Source organism: Bradyrhizobium sp. SZCCHNR1017 (genome assembly GCF_032381375.1).
In the GTDB taxonomy this organism is placed as follows: Bacteria; Pseudomonadota; Alphaproteobacteria; order Rhizobiales; family Xanthobacteraceae; genus Bradyrhizobium.
This window is the reverse complement of record NZ_JAUHIR010000003.1, coordinates 409,279-425,213: the sequence shown is the minus strand read 5'-3', so window position 1 is coordinate 425,213 and position 15,935 is coordinate 409,279. Positions and strand designations below refer to the sequence as shown.

Here is a 15,935-nt window from a genome sequence, read left to right as displayed (position 1 = left end):
GGTGCGCCGGGTCGAGCGAATGGCGGCAGGGATCGGCGGGATCCGGGCATCCCGTCCGACCGGCAACCGGCCATTCACCTTGACTCGCCGGCTCACCCCGCTATAAGCGCCCGATCGACCGGCGCGGGCGTTCCTGCGCCGTTTGTCGTTGCGCCCTTTCTCGAGGCCTCAAAGCCTCGGGCGCGACTTCCGGCTCCAATCGGGCCGGACCACATGAACCATAACGACTGAACAAGAAGCCGACCCGGGGCCATCGCGCTCTGAGGCCGGGATCGAACACGAAGGATGAGAACGATGTTCGCAGTCATCAAGACCGGCGGCAAGCAATACCGCGTCGCCCCGGATGATGTGCTCGAGATTGGCAAGATCGACGGTGAGCCCGGAACGATCGTGCAGCTGAACGAGGTGCTGGTGGTCGGCGGTGATACGCCGGTGCTGGGCATCCCCGCGGTGGCCGGCGCGTCCGTGGCCGTCGAGGTGCTGGACCACAAGCGCGGCCCCAAGGTGATCGCGTTCAAGAAGCGCCGCCGCAAGAATTCGCGCCGCAAGCGCGGCTACCGGGACGAGCTGACCTTGATCCGCGTCTCGGAGATCCTGACCGACAACGCCAAGCCGACCAAGGGCCCGCGCCCGAAGAAGGTCAAGGCGGAAGCCCCGGCGGCCGACGCCGCCGAGTAAGCGTGCCGGCGCGCGTCTCGCGCGCCGCACCGGCTTGAACCTCATCGCGCGTGGATTTTTCGTCCGCGCAGGTTGCAAATGTGAATGATCCCTTAGCGGAATCGCGCTAAAGGTGATCGCAAGAGATCGGAGACGAGCGATGGCTCATAAAAAGGCAGGCGGTTCATCCCGCAACGGACGCGACTCCAAGGGCAAGCGCCTCGGCATCAAGGCGTTCGGCGGCGAGCGCGTGATTCCCGGCAACATCATTGCGCGTCAGCGCGGCACCACCTGGCATCCCGGCCTCAACGTCGGCATGGGCACGGATCACACGATCTTCGCGAAAATCGACGGCGTCGTCGAATTCCACGCCCGCGCCAACCGCACGTTCATTTCGGTGCGTCCGGTAGCCGCCGAGGCTGCTGAATAACGGTGGAACACATAGCGTCCGCCGGGTCCTGATGAACCGGCGGAGCGCCAGATGGCTCCAGGGGAGGCGGGACAACCGGCCTCCCCTTTTCATTTTCGCTGATCCGAAGCTGATCCCGAAGCGTCGATGGAGCCCGACATGCTGCAGGACATCACCACTCCCACCTTGCGCGAGGCGAGACCTTGCGCCCTCGAAACCTCCCGGCTGACGCTGCGTGCGCCGGTGCTCGCGGACGTGACAGCCATCGCCCGGCTCGCCGACGACCGTGTTATCGCCGAGAATACCCGCCGCCTGCCGCATCCCTATTCGGAGGTCGATGCCGCTCGCTTCGTTCGCGCGCTGGAACAGACGGGTGAGACCGCCTTCCTGATCGAGCATCTGGACACGCCGATCGGCATGGTCGGGATCAATCGAGCAGCAACGGGCCGTGCCGAGCTCGGCTACTGGCTGGGCGTTGCGCATTGGGGCCGCGGCTTCGGCACCGAAGCCGCGCGCGCCGCGATCGACCATTTCTTCGAGACGAGCGAGGACAATTTGCTGATCGGGCACGCCCGCGTCAGCAACCCAGCCTCGCGCAACATCCTGGAAAAGTGCGGCTTCCAATGGACCGGCGTCGAGCTGCACCGCTTCGAGGTGATCGGCTCGTCCGCCCCGGTCGACGCCTTCCGCCTGACCCGCGGCGTCTGGTCCTCGCTGAAGGCCTGGGCCAATGCGGGGCGGCGGAGTTAGGCCGGGCCACCCACCCCGCCTCACGTGTCGCTTCGCTCCGCGTGAGGCGACCCTCCCCCTCCAGGGGAGGGTCGCATCTCAGGCCGGCGGATTCACCGCACCCTGGCCCTGCCCCAGGCTGCGCTCGCGCAGATAGATGTACAGCCCAGCGCCGATGATGATGGTGGCGCCGATGATGGTGGCGGGATGCGGCACGTCGCCGAACACGACGAAGCCGAACAGCACGGCCCAGACGATCATCGTGTACTGATAGGGCACGACCACCGAGGCCGGCGCCAGCTTGAGCGAGCGGTTGACGCAGAACAGCGCGGTCACCGAGATGAGGCCGGCGGCGGCGAACAGCACCAGGCTGCCGGACGTCGGCGTCACCCAGCCGAACGAGGACATCGCGGCGCCGAGCAGGAAGGTCCCGACGAACTGCGACGACGCCATCACGATGTCGGGCGTCGCGCGCAGGCTGCGCGTGATCAGCATCAGCACCGCGAACGACAGACTGCCGCCGAGTGCGATCAAGGCCGGCAGGCTGAAGGTCTGCGCCGAGGGCCGCAGCGCGATCAGCACGCCGCAGAAGCCGATCATGATCGCGGTCCAGCGCCGCCAGCCGACATGCTCGCGCAGCACCAGCGCCGACAGCGCGGTGACGAAGATGGGCCCGGCGAGATAGTAGGTGATGACGTCGGCGAGCGGCAGATAGACGGTGGCGAGGAAGAACGCCGCGACCTCCAGCGTCGACAGGATCACGCGCACCAGCTGCAGCCAGGGGCGCTCGAGCTGCAGGAACGCGGCGCGGTTGCGCCAGATGAACGGTGCGAGCAAGAGCAGCGCCGCACAGGCGCGCAGCCACAGGAGTTGGCCGACGGCATAGGTCGACACCAGGAACTTGCCGAGGGCGTCGCCGAACGAGAACATCGCAATCGACAGCAGCATCAGGCCGATGCCGGCCAGCCGCGCCGAGCGCTCATCGTTGGCGGTGGAGATTCGGGACAGCACGCTCATGATGGGGCTGCCTTATCAGGCACGCCGCCGCGGCTCCAGCCCTTCCGCATGGCGCGTCATGCAGCCCTGCTGCAACCCCTGCGCACGCCTTGTCCACGTGCTGCGCAGCGCGGCTTTACCGCTCGAAATTAAGGCTTCGGGCCGAATTAAACCCATTCCGCGGTTGCCGTGGGGACCCGCCTCGCCTACGTAGGACGCATCATGAAATTCCTCGATGAAGCCAAGGTCTATGTGCGCTCCGGCGACGGCGGCAACGGTTGCGTTGCGTTCCGGCGCGAGAAGTTCATCGAGTTCGGTGGGCCGAACGGCGGCAATGGCGGCCGTGGCGGCGACGTCATCATCGAGGCCGTCGACGGCCTCAACACCCTGATCGACTACCGCTACCAGCAGCATTTCAAGGCCCAGAAGGGCGAGAACGGCATGGGCAAGGACCGCCATGGCGCCGGCGGCAAGTCCGTGGTGCTGAAGGTTCCCGTCGGCACCCAGATCTTCGACGAGGATCGCGAGACGCTGATCCACGACTTTACCGCGGTGGGCGAGCGCTTCGTGCTGGCCGAGGGCGGCAATGGCGGCTTCGGCAACGCCCATTTCAAGTCGCCGACCAACCGGGCGCCGCGCAACGCCAATCCCGGCCAGCCCGGCGAGGAGCGCTGGATCTGGCTGCGCATGAAGCTGATCGCCGATGCCGGCCTGGTCGGCCTGCCCAATGCCGGCAAGTCGACCTTCCTGTCCAAGGTCTCCGCCGCCAAGCCGAAGATCGCCGACTATCCGTTCACCACGCTGCATCCGCAGCTCGGCGTCGTGAACGCCGACGGCCGCGAGTTCGTGCTGGCGGACATTCCCGGCCTGATCGAGGGCGCGCATGAGGGCGCCGGCCTCGGCGACCGTTTCCTCGGCCATGTCGAGCGCTGCCGTGTGCTGCTGCACCTGGTCGATGCCACCTGCGAGCACGCCGGCAAGGCCTACAAGACCGTGCGGCACGAGCTCGAAGCCTATGGCGGCGAGCTGACCGACAAGGTCGAGATCGTCGCGCTGAACAAGATCGACGCGGTCGATCCGGACGAGCTCAAGAAGCAGAGGGACCGGCTGAAGCGCGCCGCCAAGAAGACGCCGCTGCTGATTTCCGGCGCGACGGGCGAAGGCGTCAAGGAAGCTTTGCGCAAGCTCGCCGACGTGGTCGGCGAACAGCCTGTGTCCCTCAAGGCCAAGAGCACGACCGAGAGCGCCGCGACCGAGGAGCCGTGGGCGGCCCCAACGTCACCGCAGGGCTGAACTGAAGCCAACCTTGCCTCGCAGGCCCTCGCTTGCGACACTCGCCGCCATCCATCAACACTTGAGCCCCGTCCCGTGCGGACCGCGTGTCAGCCACGCACCTCTCATCACGATGCGAGGGCTCGAACCGACCCCGTTCACGCCATGGCACCCCGTCTCGAAAATTTTCGCCGCATCGTCGTCAAGGTCGGCTCGTCGCTGCTGGTCGATTCCGAGGCCGGCGAGGTCCGCGCCTCCTGGCTCGCCGCGCTGGCGGCCGACATCGCCCGACTCCACAGCCGCGGCTGTGAGCTGCTGGTCGTATCCTCGGGCTCGATCGCGCTCGGCCGGAGCCGATTGAAGCTGCCGCGCGGAGCGCTGAAGCTGGAGGAGAGCCAGGCGGCCGCCGCGGTCGGCCAGATCGCGCTGGCGCGGACCTGGTCGGAGGTGCTCGGCGCTCATGGCGTCAGTGCCGGCCAGATCCTGGTGACGCTGCAGGACACCGAGGAGCGCCGGCGCTATCTCAACGCCCGTTCGACCATCGCCAAGCTCCTGGAATGGGGCGCGGTGCCGGTCATCAACGAGAACGACACGGTCGCGACCGCCGAGATCCGCTATGGCGACAATGATCGCCTCGCCGCCCGTGTCGCGACCATGGCGAGCGCCGATCTGCTGGTACTGCTGTCCGATATCGACGGCCTCTACACCGCGCCGCCCGCGCAGGATCCGAATGCGCGGCTGATCCCCGTGGTCGAGAGCGTCACCGCCGACATCGAGGCCATGGCCGGCAGCGCGGCTTCCGAGTTTTCGCGCGGCGGCATGCGCACGAAGATCGAAGCCGCCAAGATCGCCACCACTGGCGGCACCCACATGCTGATCGCCTCCGGCAAGATCGAGCACCCGCTAGCCGCGATCGCCAATGGCGGCCGTTGCACCTGGTTCCTGACGCCGGCAAACCCCGTCACCGCGCGCAAACGCTGGATCGCGGGTTCACTGGAGCCGAAGGGCACGCTGACGATCGACGCCGGCGCCGTGACCGCGCTGCGGGCGGGCAAAAGCCTCTTGCCGGCCGGCGTCATCCGTGTCGATGGCCAGTTCGCCCGCGGCGATGCCGTGGTGGTGCGCGGCCCCGACACCCATGAGATCGGCCGCGGCCTCGTTGCCTATGACGCCGACGATGCCGAGCGGATCAAGGGCCGTTCGTCGCCGGACGTGGCCGTCATCCTCGGCATCTCCGGCCGCGCCGAGATGATCCATCGCGACGATCTGGTGATCGGCCCGGCAGGTGCCGGTCAGGTCTGAGACCGCGGCACCAGCGTTCGCAAACGGCCGAATTCCGTGCTACTGGAGAGCCTTAATTCAAGGTTGAAACGCCCATGACCGCGCCTTTGAAAGCCATCGACGGCAGCGCCGATCTGCCTGCGCTGATGAACGACCTCGCCAAGCAGGCGCGCGCCGCCGCGCGCGTGCTGTCGCTGGCGCCGGCCGCGCAGAAGAACCGGGCGCTGGAGGCGATGGAGCGGCTGATCCGGGCCCGCGCGGACACGATCATCGCCGCCAATGCCGAGGACGTGGTCGAGGCCAAGGCCGCCGGCATCACTTCCTCCTTCCTCGATCGCCTGACCTTGACCCCGGCCCGCGTCGCCGCGATGGCCGACGGCATCGCCGCTGTGCGCGAGGTCGCCGATCCCATCGGCATCGTCACCGAGAGCTGGCAGCGGCCGAACGGCATGACCATCGAGCGCGTGCGGGTGCCGCTCGGCGTGATCGGCGTGATCTTCGAGAGCCGCCCCAACGTGGCGGCCGATGCCGGCGTGCTGTGCCTGAAGTCCGGCAATGCCGTGATCCTGCGCGGCGGCTCGGACTCGTTCCGCTCCTGCCGCGCCATCCACGAATGCCTCGTCGAAGGCCTGCGCGAGGCGGGCCTGCCGGAGGCTGCGATCACGCTGGTGCCGACGCGCGATCGCGCCGCCGTCGGCCTGCTGCTGTCCGGCCTGAACGGCGGCGTCGACGTCATCGTGCCGCGCGGCGGCAAGAGCCTCGTCGCCCGCGTCGAGGCCGAGGCACGTGTGCCGGTGTTCGCGCATCTCGAAGGCGTCAACCACGTCTATGTCGACGGCGCCGCCGACCTGGAGATGGCCAAGTCGATCGTGCTGAACGCCAAGATGCGCCGCACCGGCGTCTGCGGCGCGGCAGAGACGCTGCTGGTCGATCGCGCGGCCGCCGACAAGATCGAGCCGCTGGTCGACATGCTAATTGGCGCCGGCTGCGAGGTGCGGGGCGATGAGGTCGTGTGCGCGGCCGATGCGCGGGTGAAGCCGGCCAGCAACGAGGACTGGGACACCGAATATCTCGACGCGATCATCGCCGCGAAGGTCGTCGACGGCGTGGAGGGCGCGATCGCCCACATCCACGCGCACGGCTCACACCATACCGACGCGATCGTCACCGATGACAATGCGGCCGCCGACAAGTTCCTCAACGAGGTCGACTCGGCGATCGTGCTGCACAACGCCTCGACCCAGTTCGCCGACGGCGGCGAGTTCGGTTTCGGCGCCGAGATCGGCATCGCCACGGGCAAGTTCCATGCGCGCGGCCCCGTCGGCGTCGAGCAGCTCACCAGCTTCAAATATCGCATCCACGGCACCGGGCAGACGCGGCCATGACGGCCGCATCCTGTGGTTGAGTTGCACGAGCAGCAGGCGGGGGCAGCCGTGACCGACGCCACAGCCATGCGCCTTGCGATCCGCCAGGCGCTGCCGCCCCACAGTGATGGCATGCGCATCGGCCTGCTCGGCGGCTCGTTCAATCCGCCGCACCAGGCGCACCGCGCGATCAGCCTGTTCGCGCTGAAGCGGCTGCAGCTGGACCGTGTCTGGTGGCTGGTGACACCGGGCAATCCGCTCAAGAACAATGGCGGGCTGCATGCGCTGGCCGAACGCGCCGAGGCGGCGCGCAAGGTGGCCGCCGATCCGCGCATCGAGATCAGCTGTCTCGAATCCGTCATCGGCACCCGCTACACTGCCGACACGATCGATTATCTGCGCCGGCGTGCATCGCGCTTGCGCTTCGTGTGGATCATGGGCGCTGACAATCTCGCGCAGTTCCATCGCTGGCAGAAGTGGCGGCACATCGCGGCCCAGGTTCCGATGGCCGTGGTCGATCGTCCGCCCCGCAGCTTCCGCGCCCTGAACGCGCCCGCCGCACGCGCCCTGGCGCGGTATCGCATTCCCGAAGCGCAAGCCAGCCGTCTGGCCGACCGCGCCGCTCCAGCCTGGGTCTACCTCACCGGCCTCAAGCTCAGCCTGTCCTCGACGGGCCTGAGGAACCCGGACGGCAGTTGGAAGTCGTTCTGAAAGGCCGCGCGTTCGCCATCGCGCGCGGCATCGGATATGCATGGAACTTGCCGTCTCTGCTACGGTCCGAAGCGGGGACGGCCTGGACGCTGTCGGGCCGGACGACCGGGGTACTGGATTGTTGAAACCCTTAACCCCACATGCCTAATATGGTCAGCAGGCCGGGTTGGATTCGGCCTGCGATACAGTGAAAGGAATGGTCCCTGACCACATCTGTATTGTCCCAGTCGGCCTTACCGAAGACGAAGGCAACGACTACCAAGTCGGCGACGGCCAAGTCAGCGCGTAAGACGTCGACCCAAGATGCGGCCTTGCAGGCGCAACCCGACGCCGACAAGACCCTGCGCACGATCCTCTCCCGCCTCGAAGACATGAAGGCGGAGGAGACGGTCACGATCGATCTTCACGGCAAATCGGCGTATTCCGACTACATGGTCATTACTACGGGCCGCTCGAACCGGCACGTCGGATCGATCGCGGAAAACGTCGCCAAGGGCCTGAAGGAAGCCGGCACCAAGAAACTCCACATCGAGGGCCTGCCCAATTGCGATTGGGTGCTGATCGATTCCGGCGACGTGATCGTGCACGTGTTTCGACCCGAGGTTCGCGAGTTCTACAATCTCGAGCGATTGTGGACTCAAGGGCCGAACCCGGCCAAGGCGGTCTAGGCGGTCCCACGCCGCGGCGGGTGCGAATCGTGCGGCGCACGTGCTAGTCGGGTGCGCATGCGCCTGATCGTGGTCGCCATCGGCCGGTTGAAGCAGGGTCCCGAGCGGGAGCTCGCGGAGCGCTACCGCGAGCGTTTCGACGACATCGGCCGCAAGCTCGGCTTTCGCGGCCTCGACATCCATGAAATCCCGGAAAGCCGCGCGCGCGATGCGGCGACGCGCATGACCGAGGAGGCCTCCGCGATATCGGCGGCGATCCCCGACAAGTCCGTGCTCGTCTGTCTCGACGAGCGTGGCCGGAACGTCGACAGTACAACTTTTGCGGGTTATCTTGGGCGCTGGCGGGACGAAGGCATTCCGGCTGCCGTCTTCGCAATCGGCGGCGCCGACGGACTTTCGCCCGATTTGCGGCGCAGAGCCAAGCTCGGGGTTGCGTTTGGCGCCGCCACCTGGCCGCACCAGATCGTCCGCGTCCTGCTGCTCGAGCAGATTTACCGTACTGCTACGATCCTTGCCGGTCACCCCTATCACCGCGCTTGAACAAGGGACGATGGGAGCACAATAAGGACCTCGATGTTCGCTGCGCGGCCCCTCTCCTGCTTCCCAAGACCTGTCCGCAGCGGCCGGTCCTGCCGCGCGTCGCTCATCGCGCTCGTGGTGGTCTTTTCCGGATGTCCGGCGCTGGCGCAGAGCGGACTCCGGCCATCCATCCCCGGCACCGCGTCACCGACGCCAGCCACCCCGGAGCAGTTGAAGCAGCGCGAACAGGAGCTCGAGGCCGCCCGCGCGGCCCAGAAGGCCGCCGCCGAGGCCCAGGAGCGGCTGAAGGCCGACATCGCCGCGCTCGGCGAGGATCGCGGCAAGCTCAATCAGCAGCTGATCGACGTGGCGGCGCAGGTGCGCAGCGTCGAAGTGCGGGTTGGCGAGGCCGAAACGCGGCTGCGTGGGCTCGACGGCCGCGAGCAGGATCTGCGGACGTCGCTGGAAGCGCGGCGCTCGGAGATCATCGAGGTTCTGGCCGCACTGCAGCGTGCCGGACGCCGCACCCCGCCGGCCCTGCTGGTCCGTCCCGAGGACGCGCTGCAATCCCTGCGCACGGCGATGCTGCTGGGTTCGGTGATCCCCGAGATGCGCAGCCGAGCGGAGAAGCTCTCGACCGATCTCGGCGAGCTCGTCGCCATCCGCAAGACGATCGCCAGCGAACGCGACAAGCTCGCCGGCGACCGCGACAGGCTGCGCACCGATCAAACCCGTCTCGCCGCCTTGGTGGAGGAACGCCAGCGCAAGCAGAGCTCGGCCGAGAAGGACATGGAAGCCGAAAGCGCGCGCGCCGCCGTGCTGGCGCAGCAGATCGACTCGCTGCAGGGACTGATCACGACGATGGAGCTGGACCTCAAGAGCGCGGCCAAGGCTGCCTCGACGGCGAGCCTGCAGGGGGTGCCGGTCAACAGCAAGCCGGACGCGAATGCGCTGCGCAACCCGGGCCGCAAGGCGCCCGCGATCGCGTTCGCCTCGACCAAGGGCATGCTGACGTTTCCTGTCAACGGCACCAAGATCCGCGAATTTGGCGCATCGGACGGTGCGGGCGGCTCGGATAAAGGCATTTCTTTGGCAACCCGGCCAGGGGCTCAGGTCACAACCCCGTGTGATGGCTGGGTTGTGTATGCGGGTCCCTTCCGTAGCTACGGACAACTCTTGATCCTCAACGCCGGTGGCGGGTATCATGTCCTGATCGCCGGGATGGAGCGCATTTCCGTCAACATCGGGCAGTTTGTTCAGACGGGAGAGCCGGTCGCGATCATGGGTAACAGCTCCCAGGTTGCCTCCATTCTCGCTACCAACGCGAGTCAACCAGTGCTCTATGTCGAGTTCCGTAAGGACGGCACTCCAATCGATCCAGGCCCATGGTGGGCCGCAAATGAAGGCGAAAAGGTACGCGGATGATGCGTAAGACTTCGGTAATTCTCCTGAGCGCGGCCACCGGTGCGGCATTGACCCTGTTCGTCTCGCAACCGCGCGCGGTGTTGATGGGATCGACGGCGCGCGCCGCGACCGCCGATACCTATCGCCAGCTCAACCTGTTCGGCGACGTGTTCGAGCGGGTGCGCAGCGATTATGTCGAGAAGCCCGACGATTCGAAGCTGGTCGAGTCCGCGATCAGCGGCATGCTCTCGGGCCTCGATCCGCATTCGAGCTACATGGATGCGAAGAGCTTCCGCGACATGCAGGTGCAGACCCGCGGCGAGTTCGGCGGCCTCGGCATCGAGGTGACGATGGAAGACGGCCTGATCAAGGTGGTGTCGCCGATCGACGATACGCCGGCCTCGAAGGCGGGCATCCAGGCTAACGACATCATCACCAATCTCGACGACGAAGCCGTGCAGGGCCTGACCCTCAACCAGGCGGTCGAGAAGATGCGCGGCCCGGTCGGCACCAAGATCAAGCTGAAGGTCGTGCGCAAGGGCGCCGACAATCCGCTCGACGTGACATTGACCCGCGACAACATCCGCGTCCGCTCGGTGCGCTCGCGCACCGAGAGCGACGACATCGCCTATATCCGCATCACCACCTTCAACGAGCAGACCACCGAGGGCCTGAAGAAGAGCATCGCCGACCTGCAGAACCAGATCGGTGACAAGCTGAAGGGCTACATCATCGACCTGCGCAACAACCCGGGCGGCCTGCTCGAGGAGGCGGTCACCGTCTCCGACGCGTTCCTGGAGCGCGGCGAGATCGTCTCGACCCGCGGCCGCAATGCCGAGGAGACGCAGCGCCGCGCGGCACATGCGGGCGACCTCACCAAGGGCAAGCCGGTCATCGTGCTGATCAATGGCGGCTCGGCGTCGGCGTCGGAGATCGTGGCTGGCGCGCTGCAGGACCACAAGCGCGCGACGCTGGTCGGCACCCGCTCGTTCGGCAAGGGCTCGGTGCAGACCATCATCCCGCTCGGCGCCGGCAACGGCGCGCTGCGACTGACCACCGCGCGCTACTACACGCCGTCGGGCAAGTCGATCCAGGCCAAGGGCATCGTGCCCGACATCGAGGTGCTGCAGGACGTGCCGGATGAGCTGAAGTCGCGCACCGACACCAAGGGCGAGGCGTCGCTGCGCGGCCATCTGAAGAACGACGGCGACGAGAAGACCGGCTCGCAGTCCTACGTGCCGCCGGACACCAAGGACGACAAGGCGCTCAAAATGGCCGCCGACCTGCTCCACGGCATCAAGAACAGCGCCAACACCCCGGCGCCGACCGAGAAGGCCGCGGCCGACAAGCCGGCCAAGGCGGCAAACTGAGGTCGCCAACTGAGCGGCAGCCGACCGACGCGAATCAGGTTTGAAGGGCGGCCTCCGGGCCGCCCTTCTTTTTTGGACGGCTTCTTGGTTTGCCGCTCCGCCGATCTACGGGCTTGCGGACACCGGCCCTGCGTCCGAATCCCCGCCGTGGTATCGTCGACCCGATTGATTCGGGAATTTCGATGACAGAGACGGCCGACGAGCTGAGCGCCCCGCTCGGGCAGACGGAAAAGCGTCGCAGGCGCCGCATTCGGCTTCCCTTCACGGCCCTGCAGGCCCTCGCGATGCTGCTGGCGCTGTTCCTGGTCGTGTTTGCCGGCTTTGCGATGTTCAACGACAATCCACTCGGTGGCGAGCCGGTCGCCCGCGTCGCGATCAACGAGGGCGCAAAACCCACCGACGACAAGCCCGCCGCCAAGCCGGATGGCAAGCCAGACGCAAAGGCCGACCACGGCGCGGCCCCCGCGGCCAAGCAGGAGGGCGGCGAGCGCAAGACGGTCACCATCATCGACGGCTCCAGCGGCGCCCGCCAGGAGGTCGCGATCGGTGCCGGTGGCGAGACGGCAGAGCCTGGATCGGCCGCGCCCGCGAGCCAGATGCCCGGCGTGGACCCGCGGCTGCTGGAGAAGTCGCGCTACGGCATGATCCCGGTGATGGCCGACGGGCTGAAGCCATTCACTGCCTATGCGGCCGAGGCCGACCGCGCCAAGGCGGCGCGCATGCCGGCCGTCGCGATCGTGATCGGCGGTCTCGGCGTCGGCGCCGCCAAGACGGCGGACGCGATCATGAAGCTGCCGCCGGCGGTCACCCTGGCCTTCACGCCCTATGGCTCCGATCCGACCAAGCTCGCCGAGCGCGCCCGGGCGCAGCGCCACGAGATCCTGCTGCAGGTCCCGATGGAGCCCTACGACTATCCCGACAACGATCCGGGTCCGCAGACGCTGCTCGCAACACTCGGACCGGACCAGAACATCGACCGGCTGTTCTGGCACATGAGCCGGCTGCAGGGTTACGTCGGCATCGGCAACTTCATGGGTGCGCGCTTCGTCGCAACGGAAGCGGCGATGCAGCCGATCGTGAACGAGGCCGCCAAGCGCGGTCTGGCCCTGTTCGACGATGGCGCAGCCCCGCGCAGCGTGGCAGCCTCGCTGGCCACGGGGCTCGCGATGCCGTTCGCGAAGGGCGACGTCGCCATCGACGCGGTGCCGACCCCGGTCGAGATCGACAATGCGCTCGCCAAGCTCGAAAGCCTGGCCAAGGAACGTGGCGTCGCCGTCGGGACCGCCTCGGCGCTGCCGGCCTCGATCGACCGCATCGGCACCTGGATCAAGGGGCTCGACCGCAAGGGCATTCTGCTGGTGCCATTGACAACCGCGATGCTGAAATCAAAATCGAACTGAACGAACGTGCGCCGGCCCGACTGGCGACGTGACAGCGGGAGGCCTGCGCAGCGAGGCGCAGGGGTCCCCGCAGGAAGGCCGAGACCGGAATGACGCGCTACGAGGACCTGCCTTACCGCACCTGCGTCGGCATCATGCTGATCAATTCGGAGGGGCTGGTTTTCATCGGTCGCCGCGCCGGCGGAATCGAGCATGTCGACGACACCCATGTCTGGCAGATGCCGCAGGGCGGCGTCGATCCCGGCGAGGATGCCTGGGAGGCGGCCAAGCGCGAGCTGTATGAAGAGACCAGCGTGCGCTCCGTCGAGAAGCTGGCCGAGGTCGGCGACTGGCTGACCTACGATATTCCGCGCACGGTCGCAGGCCGTGCCTGGAAGGGGCGCTATCGCGGCCAGCGCCAGAAATGGTTCGCGCTGCGCTTCACCGGGGCCGATGCCGAGATCGATGTCGAGCGCCCCGGCGGCGGCCACCACAAGGCGGAATTCGTCAGCTGGCGCTGGGAGCCGATGAAGAACCTGCCGGGGCTGATCGTGCCGTTCAAGCGGCCGGTCTATGAGCGCGTGGTCAAGGAATTCGCTCCGCTCGCAGGCGATTGAATCGCGATCCCCGCCCTCGACGCGGTACCCGACATCCGCTAGTCCGCTTCTGCGCAGGAGCTGCAGGGAATCTCTGCAGATGCGTCGCGACGATGCCGTCATGATGCACTGCCATGCGAACGACAGCTCATGGATTCGAGGATGACCGAGACCAGACCCTATCGTCCGAATGTCGGCATCGCGCTGCTCAACGCCGAAGGGCTCGTCTTCCTTGGACGCCGCTTTCGCGACGACGGGCCGGAGATCGTGCTGCCCGGGCTCGAATGGCAGATGCCGCAGGGCGGCGTCGACCCCGGCGAGGATCTTCAGGCGGCAGCGCGGCGCGAGCTGTGGGAGGAGACCGGCATTCGCGACGCCGACATCCTCGGCGAGACCGACTGGCTGACTTACGAATTTCCGCCATTCGAGGATCCGAACCACCGGCTCGCGCGCTTTCGCGGCCAGCGTCAGAAATGGTTCGCGATGCGCTTCACCGGGCGCGACGCCGACATCGATCCGGTGACGCCGCGCAACGGCCAGCCGGCCGAGTTCGACGCCTGGCGCTGGGACCGCCTGGCGCGCGTCCCGGAGCTGGTGGTGCCGTTTCGCCGCGAGGTCTATCGCGCGGTGGCGCAGGCTTTTGCGCATCTCGCCAACGTTGGCGACTGATCTACGTCGAAGCGCGGGGCTCTTCGTCATTCAAGGGCCGACGCTCCGCGCGCCTCGGAAAGGCGATGTCGCGAGAGTTCGCCGGCCTAATTGTCCTCGACCGTGAACGGCCCGATCGCAATCACCCGGCAGTCGTTGTCGCGTGTGGCGCAGTCGGCCAGCGCGCCGCCGATCGCCGTCTCCTCACGGTCGCCATTGAGGCCGAAGCCGGGGTGGCCGGCCGTTCCGACCGCGACTGCATTCCAGCCCGACGTCGCGGCCTCGAGACGTCGCGCCACCTCCTCGCGCGCCTCCGGGGCGATCGCCTGATGGATGGCCGCGCGGAAGAAGCCGGTGGCTTTCATCACCGTCGGTATCGGCACCACGAAGGCATCGTCGAGCGCAACGATGATGCAGGCGGTGCCCGCCTGGGCACCGCAGGCTTCCAGATTGCGGCGAACCACATCGTCGACGAGGTCGCCGCCGACGCTGTAGAAGAACTGCCCGCCGGGCCCGAGCGCGATGGCCTTGGTCCGACGCGCCGTGCCGTAGTTCGCTTCGAGCCGGGCCCGGCCTGTATCGCGCACCAGCGGCATCTCTGCCGCGCTGAAGGCGCGCTCGGTCATCGGGTCGTGGCGCACCCAGGGCTGCGGCGGCAACGGCGGTTTGCTGTGCACGTAAACGACATTGTCGCCGACGGCATAGAGTTCGCATTTGCGCGGGCCGTTCGCGCTCTCCGCGCGTTGCTGACATTGCTCCAGCGCGGCCGATTTCGCCGCCTCATCGCTCGCCTGTCCGGTGACATAGGCGCTGACGCCGTTGATCGTGGTCGCGAACGCCTTGTGATCCGGTGCCGGCACGTAGTCGCGCGCCAGCGCAATGCGGGTCCGCTCGCTCACGAACGGCACGGCTTCAGGTGCAAACTTCTCGGCGGCGACAGAGGATGAAGGCGAGGGCGACTGTTGCGGCTGCGGCGAGTCGGCCGTCTGCCTGGCGACGGATGACTGCGTCGGCGCGGGGGATGGGGATGCAGACGGGACCGAGGACGGCGAAGCCGGCGTGGCCGACAGCCGGGCCAGCGCTTCCGCGGCCGCCTTGGCGGCATCGCGCTGCGCGGGGTGCGGATCGCGATAATCCAGATAGAGCTCGGTCCCGACCCCGACGGCTCCGAGCGCAACCACGGCGGCCACAATTCGCCAGATCAGGCGGAGCCCGCCGCCGCGGGCGACTTTCTTTTCTTCCGGCGGCGCGTAGGTGCCGTCCTCGCGGCGCATCGCCACGCGATAGGCGTGAACCGGGGTCGGGATGTTCTTGACCTCCCGCGCGCCCATGTCGGCGAACTGCACCGACAGCTTGTTGGCGACCTGCTCATGAACGGCGCGCGAGATGCAGATGCCGCCGACGTCGGCGAGGCCCTCGAGGCGTGCTGCGATGTTGACGCCGTCGCCGAGCAGATCGCCGTCGCGCTCGACGACGTCGCCGATGGTGATGCCGATGCGGTAGCTCATCTGCCGGCTCGGCGGATAGGCCATGTTGCGCGTGCGCAGGCTCTCCTGGATGTCGATCGCGCAACGCACCGCTTCGACCGCGCTGGGAAATTCCGCGAGCACCGCATCGCCAGCGGTGTTGAAGATGCGGCCGCCGGCTCGCGCGATGAAGTCGTCAACGACCTCGCGATAGGCCGCCAGTCGCCGTAGCGTCTCTTCTTCATCCTCCGCGACGAGGCGCGAATAGCCGGCGATATCGGCGGCGAAAATCGCCGCGATCTTGCGTTTCAAGACGATCTGTCCTGCCATGTCACCGCGCCCGCTGGATTGGCCGGGAGCATGCCGTCAGATCGGTGAGCATGCAACCGGCCTCCCTTGAAGTAGTCATCGACCGGCGCACGACGTTCGAGCCCCAAACGAAAATGGCCGGGCAGAGCCCGGCCAT

General features: G+C 67.4%; 16 protein-coding genes. 14 read left to right on the top strand and 2 right to left on the bottom strand.

Features of this window, described 5'->3' with window-relative positions:
- Positions 1–294: 294 nt before the first annotated feature.
- From rplU to QW863_RS10895, 3 genes are all read left to right on the top strand, one after another.
- Positions 295–678 (top strand): 50S ribosomal protein L21, encoded by a 384-nt coding sequence (gene rplU, locus QW863_RS10905; RefSeq protein WP_315715953.1) that lies wholly within the window; start codon positions 295–297, stop codon positions 676–678.
- Positions 679–817: 139 nt separating this feature from the next.
- Positions 818–1,087 carry a 50S ribosomal protein L27 gene (gene rpmA / locus QW863_RS10900; protein ID WP_315715952.1) on the top strand — a complete coding sequence of 90 codons (270 nt, stop codon included), beginning with the start codon at positions 818–820 and terminating at the stop codon, positions 1,085–1,087.
- Between the two features lie 138 nt (positions 1,088–1,225).
- The gene (locus tag QW863_RS10895) at positions 1,226–1,816 is read left to right on the top strand and encodes a GNAT family N-acetyltransferase (protein ID WP_315767688.1); all 591 of its coding nucleotides are present in this window, start codon (positions 1,226–1,228) and stop codon (positions 1,814–1,816) included.
- A gap of 78 nt (positions 1,817–1,894) precedes the next feature.
- Here the strand turns inward: QW863_RS10895 and QW863_RS10890 are convergent, their stop codons facing one another.
- A complete protein-coding gene (locus QW863_RS10890; RefSeq protein WP_315715950.1) occupies positions 1,895–2,812 on the bottom strand; it encodes a DMT family transporter in 918 nt (305 codons plus the stop codon).
- 201 nt (positions 2,813–3,013) lie between these two features.
- Between QW863_RS10890 and obgE the strand changes: the two genes are divergently transcribed.
- From obgE to QW863_RS10835, 11 genes are all read left to right on the top strand, one after another.
- Entirely contained in the window at positions 3,014–4,084 is a 1,071-nt protein-coding gene (gene obgE / locus QW863_RS10885; protein ID WP_315715949.1) for a GTPase ObgE, read from the top strand.
- A 144-nt stretch (positions 4,085–4,228) separates the two neighbouring features.
- Positions 4,229–5,365 carry a glutamate 5-kinase gene (gene proB / locus QW863_RS10880; RefSeq protein ID WP_315715948.1) on the top strand — a complete coding sequence of 379 codons (1,137 nt, stop codon included), beginning with the start codon at positions 4,229–4,231 and terminating at the stop codon, positions 5,363–5,365.
- Between the two features lie 74 nt (positions 5,366–5,439).
- Positions 5,440–6,729: a glutamate-5-semialdehyde dehydrogenase gene (locus tag QW863_RS10875; RefSeq protein ID WP_315715947.1), complete on the top strand. Its 1,290-nt coding sequence runs from the start codon at positions 5,440–5,442 to the stop codon at positions 6,727–6,729.
- A 66-nt stretch (positions 6,730–6,795) separates the two neighbouring features.
- Positions 6,796–7,419, top strand: a complete 624-nt coding sequence (locus QW863_RS10870; RefSeq protein WP_315716185.1) for a nicotinate-nucleotide adenylyltransferase — start codon at positions 6,796–6,798, stop codon at positions 7,417–7,419.
- 311 nt (positions 7,420–7,730) lie between these two features.
- The gene (rsfS, locus tag QW863_RS10865) at positions 7,731–8,087 is read left to right on the top strand and encodes a ribosome silencing factor (RefSeq protein WP_315715946.1); all 357 of its coding nucleotides are present in this window, start codon (positions 7,731–7,733) and stop codon (positions 8,085–8,087) included.
- 57 nt (positions 8,088–8,144) lie between these two features.
- On the top strand, positions 8,145–8,627 hold the full coding sequence (gene rlmH, locus QW863_RS10860; RefSeq protein WP_315715945.1) for a 23S rRNA (pseudouridine(1915)-N(3))-methyltransferase RlmH: 483 nt from the start codon (positions 8,145–8,147) through the stop codon (positions 8,625–8,627).
- Positions 8,628–8,660: 33 nt separating this feature from the next.
- Positions 8,661–10,031 carry a murein hydrolase activator EnvC family protein gene (locus tag QW863_RS10855; protein ID WP_315715944.1) on the top strand — a complete coding sequence of 457 codons (1,371 nt, stop codon included), beginning with the start codon at positions 8,661–8,663 and terminating at the stop codon, positions 10,029–10,031.
- Positions 10,028–11,380 carry a S41 family peptidase gene (locus QW863_RS10850; protein ID WP_315715943.1) on the top strand — a complete coding sequence of 451 codons (1,353 nt, stop codon included), beginning with the start codon at positions 10,028–10,030 and terminating at the stop codon, positions 11,378–11,380. The genes QW863_RS10855 and QW863_RS10850 overlap by 4 nt, the downstream gene beginning before the upstream one ends.
- A 182-nt stretch (positions 11,381–11,562) precedes the next feature.
- Positions 11,563–12,780, top strand: coding sequence for a divergent polysaccharide deacetylase family protein (locus QW863_RS10845; protein WP_315715942.1), 1,218 nt, complete (start codon positions 11,563–11,565; stop codon positions 12,778–12,780).
- Positions 12,781–12,869: 89 nt separating this feature from the next.
- Complete coding sequence (locus QW863_RS10840) at positions 12,870–13,376, top strand: RNA pyrophosphohydrolase (RefSeq protein ID WP_315715941.1); 507 nt, start codon at positions 12,870–12,872, stop codon at positions 13,374–13,376.
- A gap of 141 nt (positions 13,377–13,517) precedes the next feature.
- Positions 13,518–14,024, top strand: coding sequence for an RNA pyrophosphohydrolase (locus tag QW863_RS10835; RefSeq protein WP_315715940.1), 507 nt, complete (start codon positions 13,518–13,520; stop codon positions 14,022–14,024).
- Between the two features lie 86 nt (positions 14,025–14,110).
- Here QW863_RS10835 and QW863_RS10830 read toward each other — a convergent pair whose 3' ends face one another.
- Positions 14,111–15,799 carry an adenylate/guanylate cyclase domain-containing protein gene (locus tag QW863_RS10830; protein WP_315715939.1) on the bottom strand — a complete coding sequence of 563 codons (1,689 nt, stop codon included), beginning with the start codon at positions 15,797–15,799 and terminating at the stop codon, positions 14,111–14,113.
- Positions 15,800–15,935: the final 136 nt, after the last annotated feature.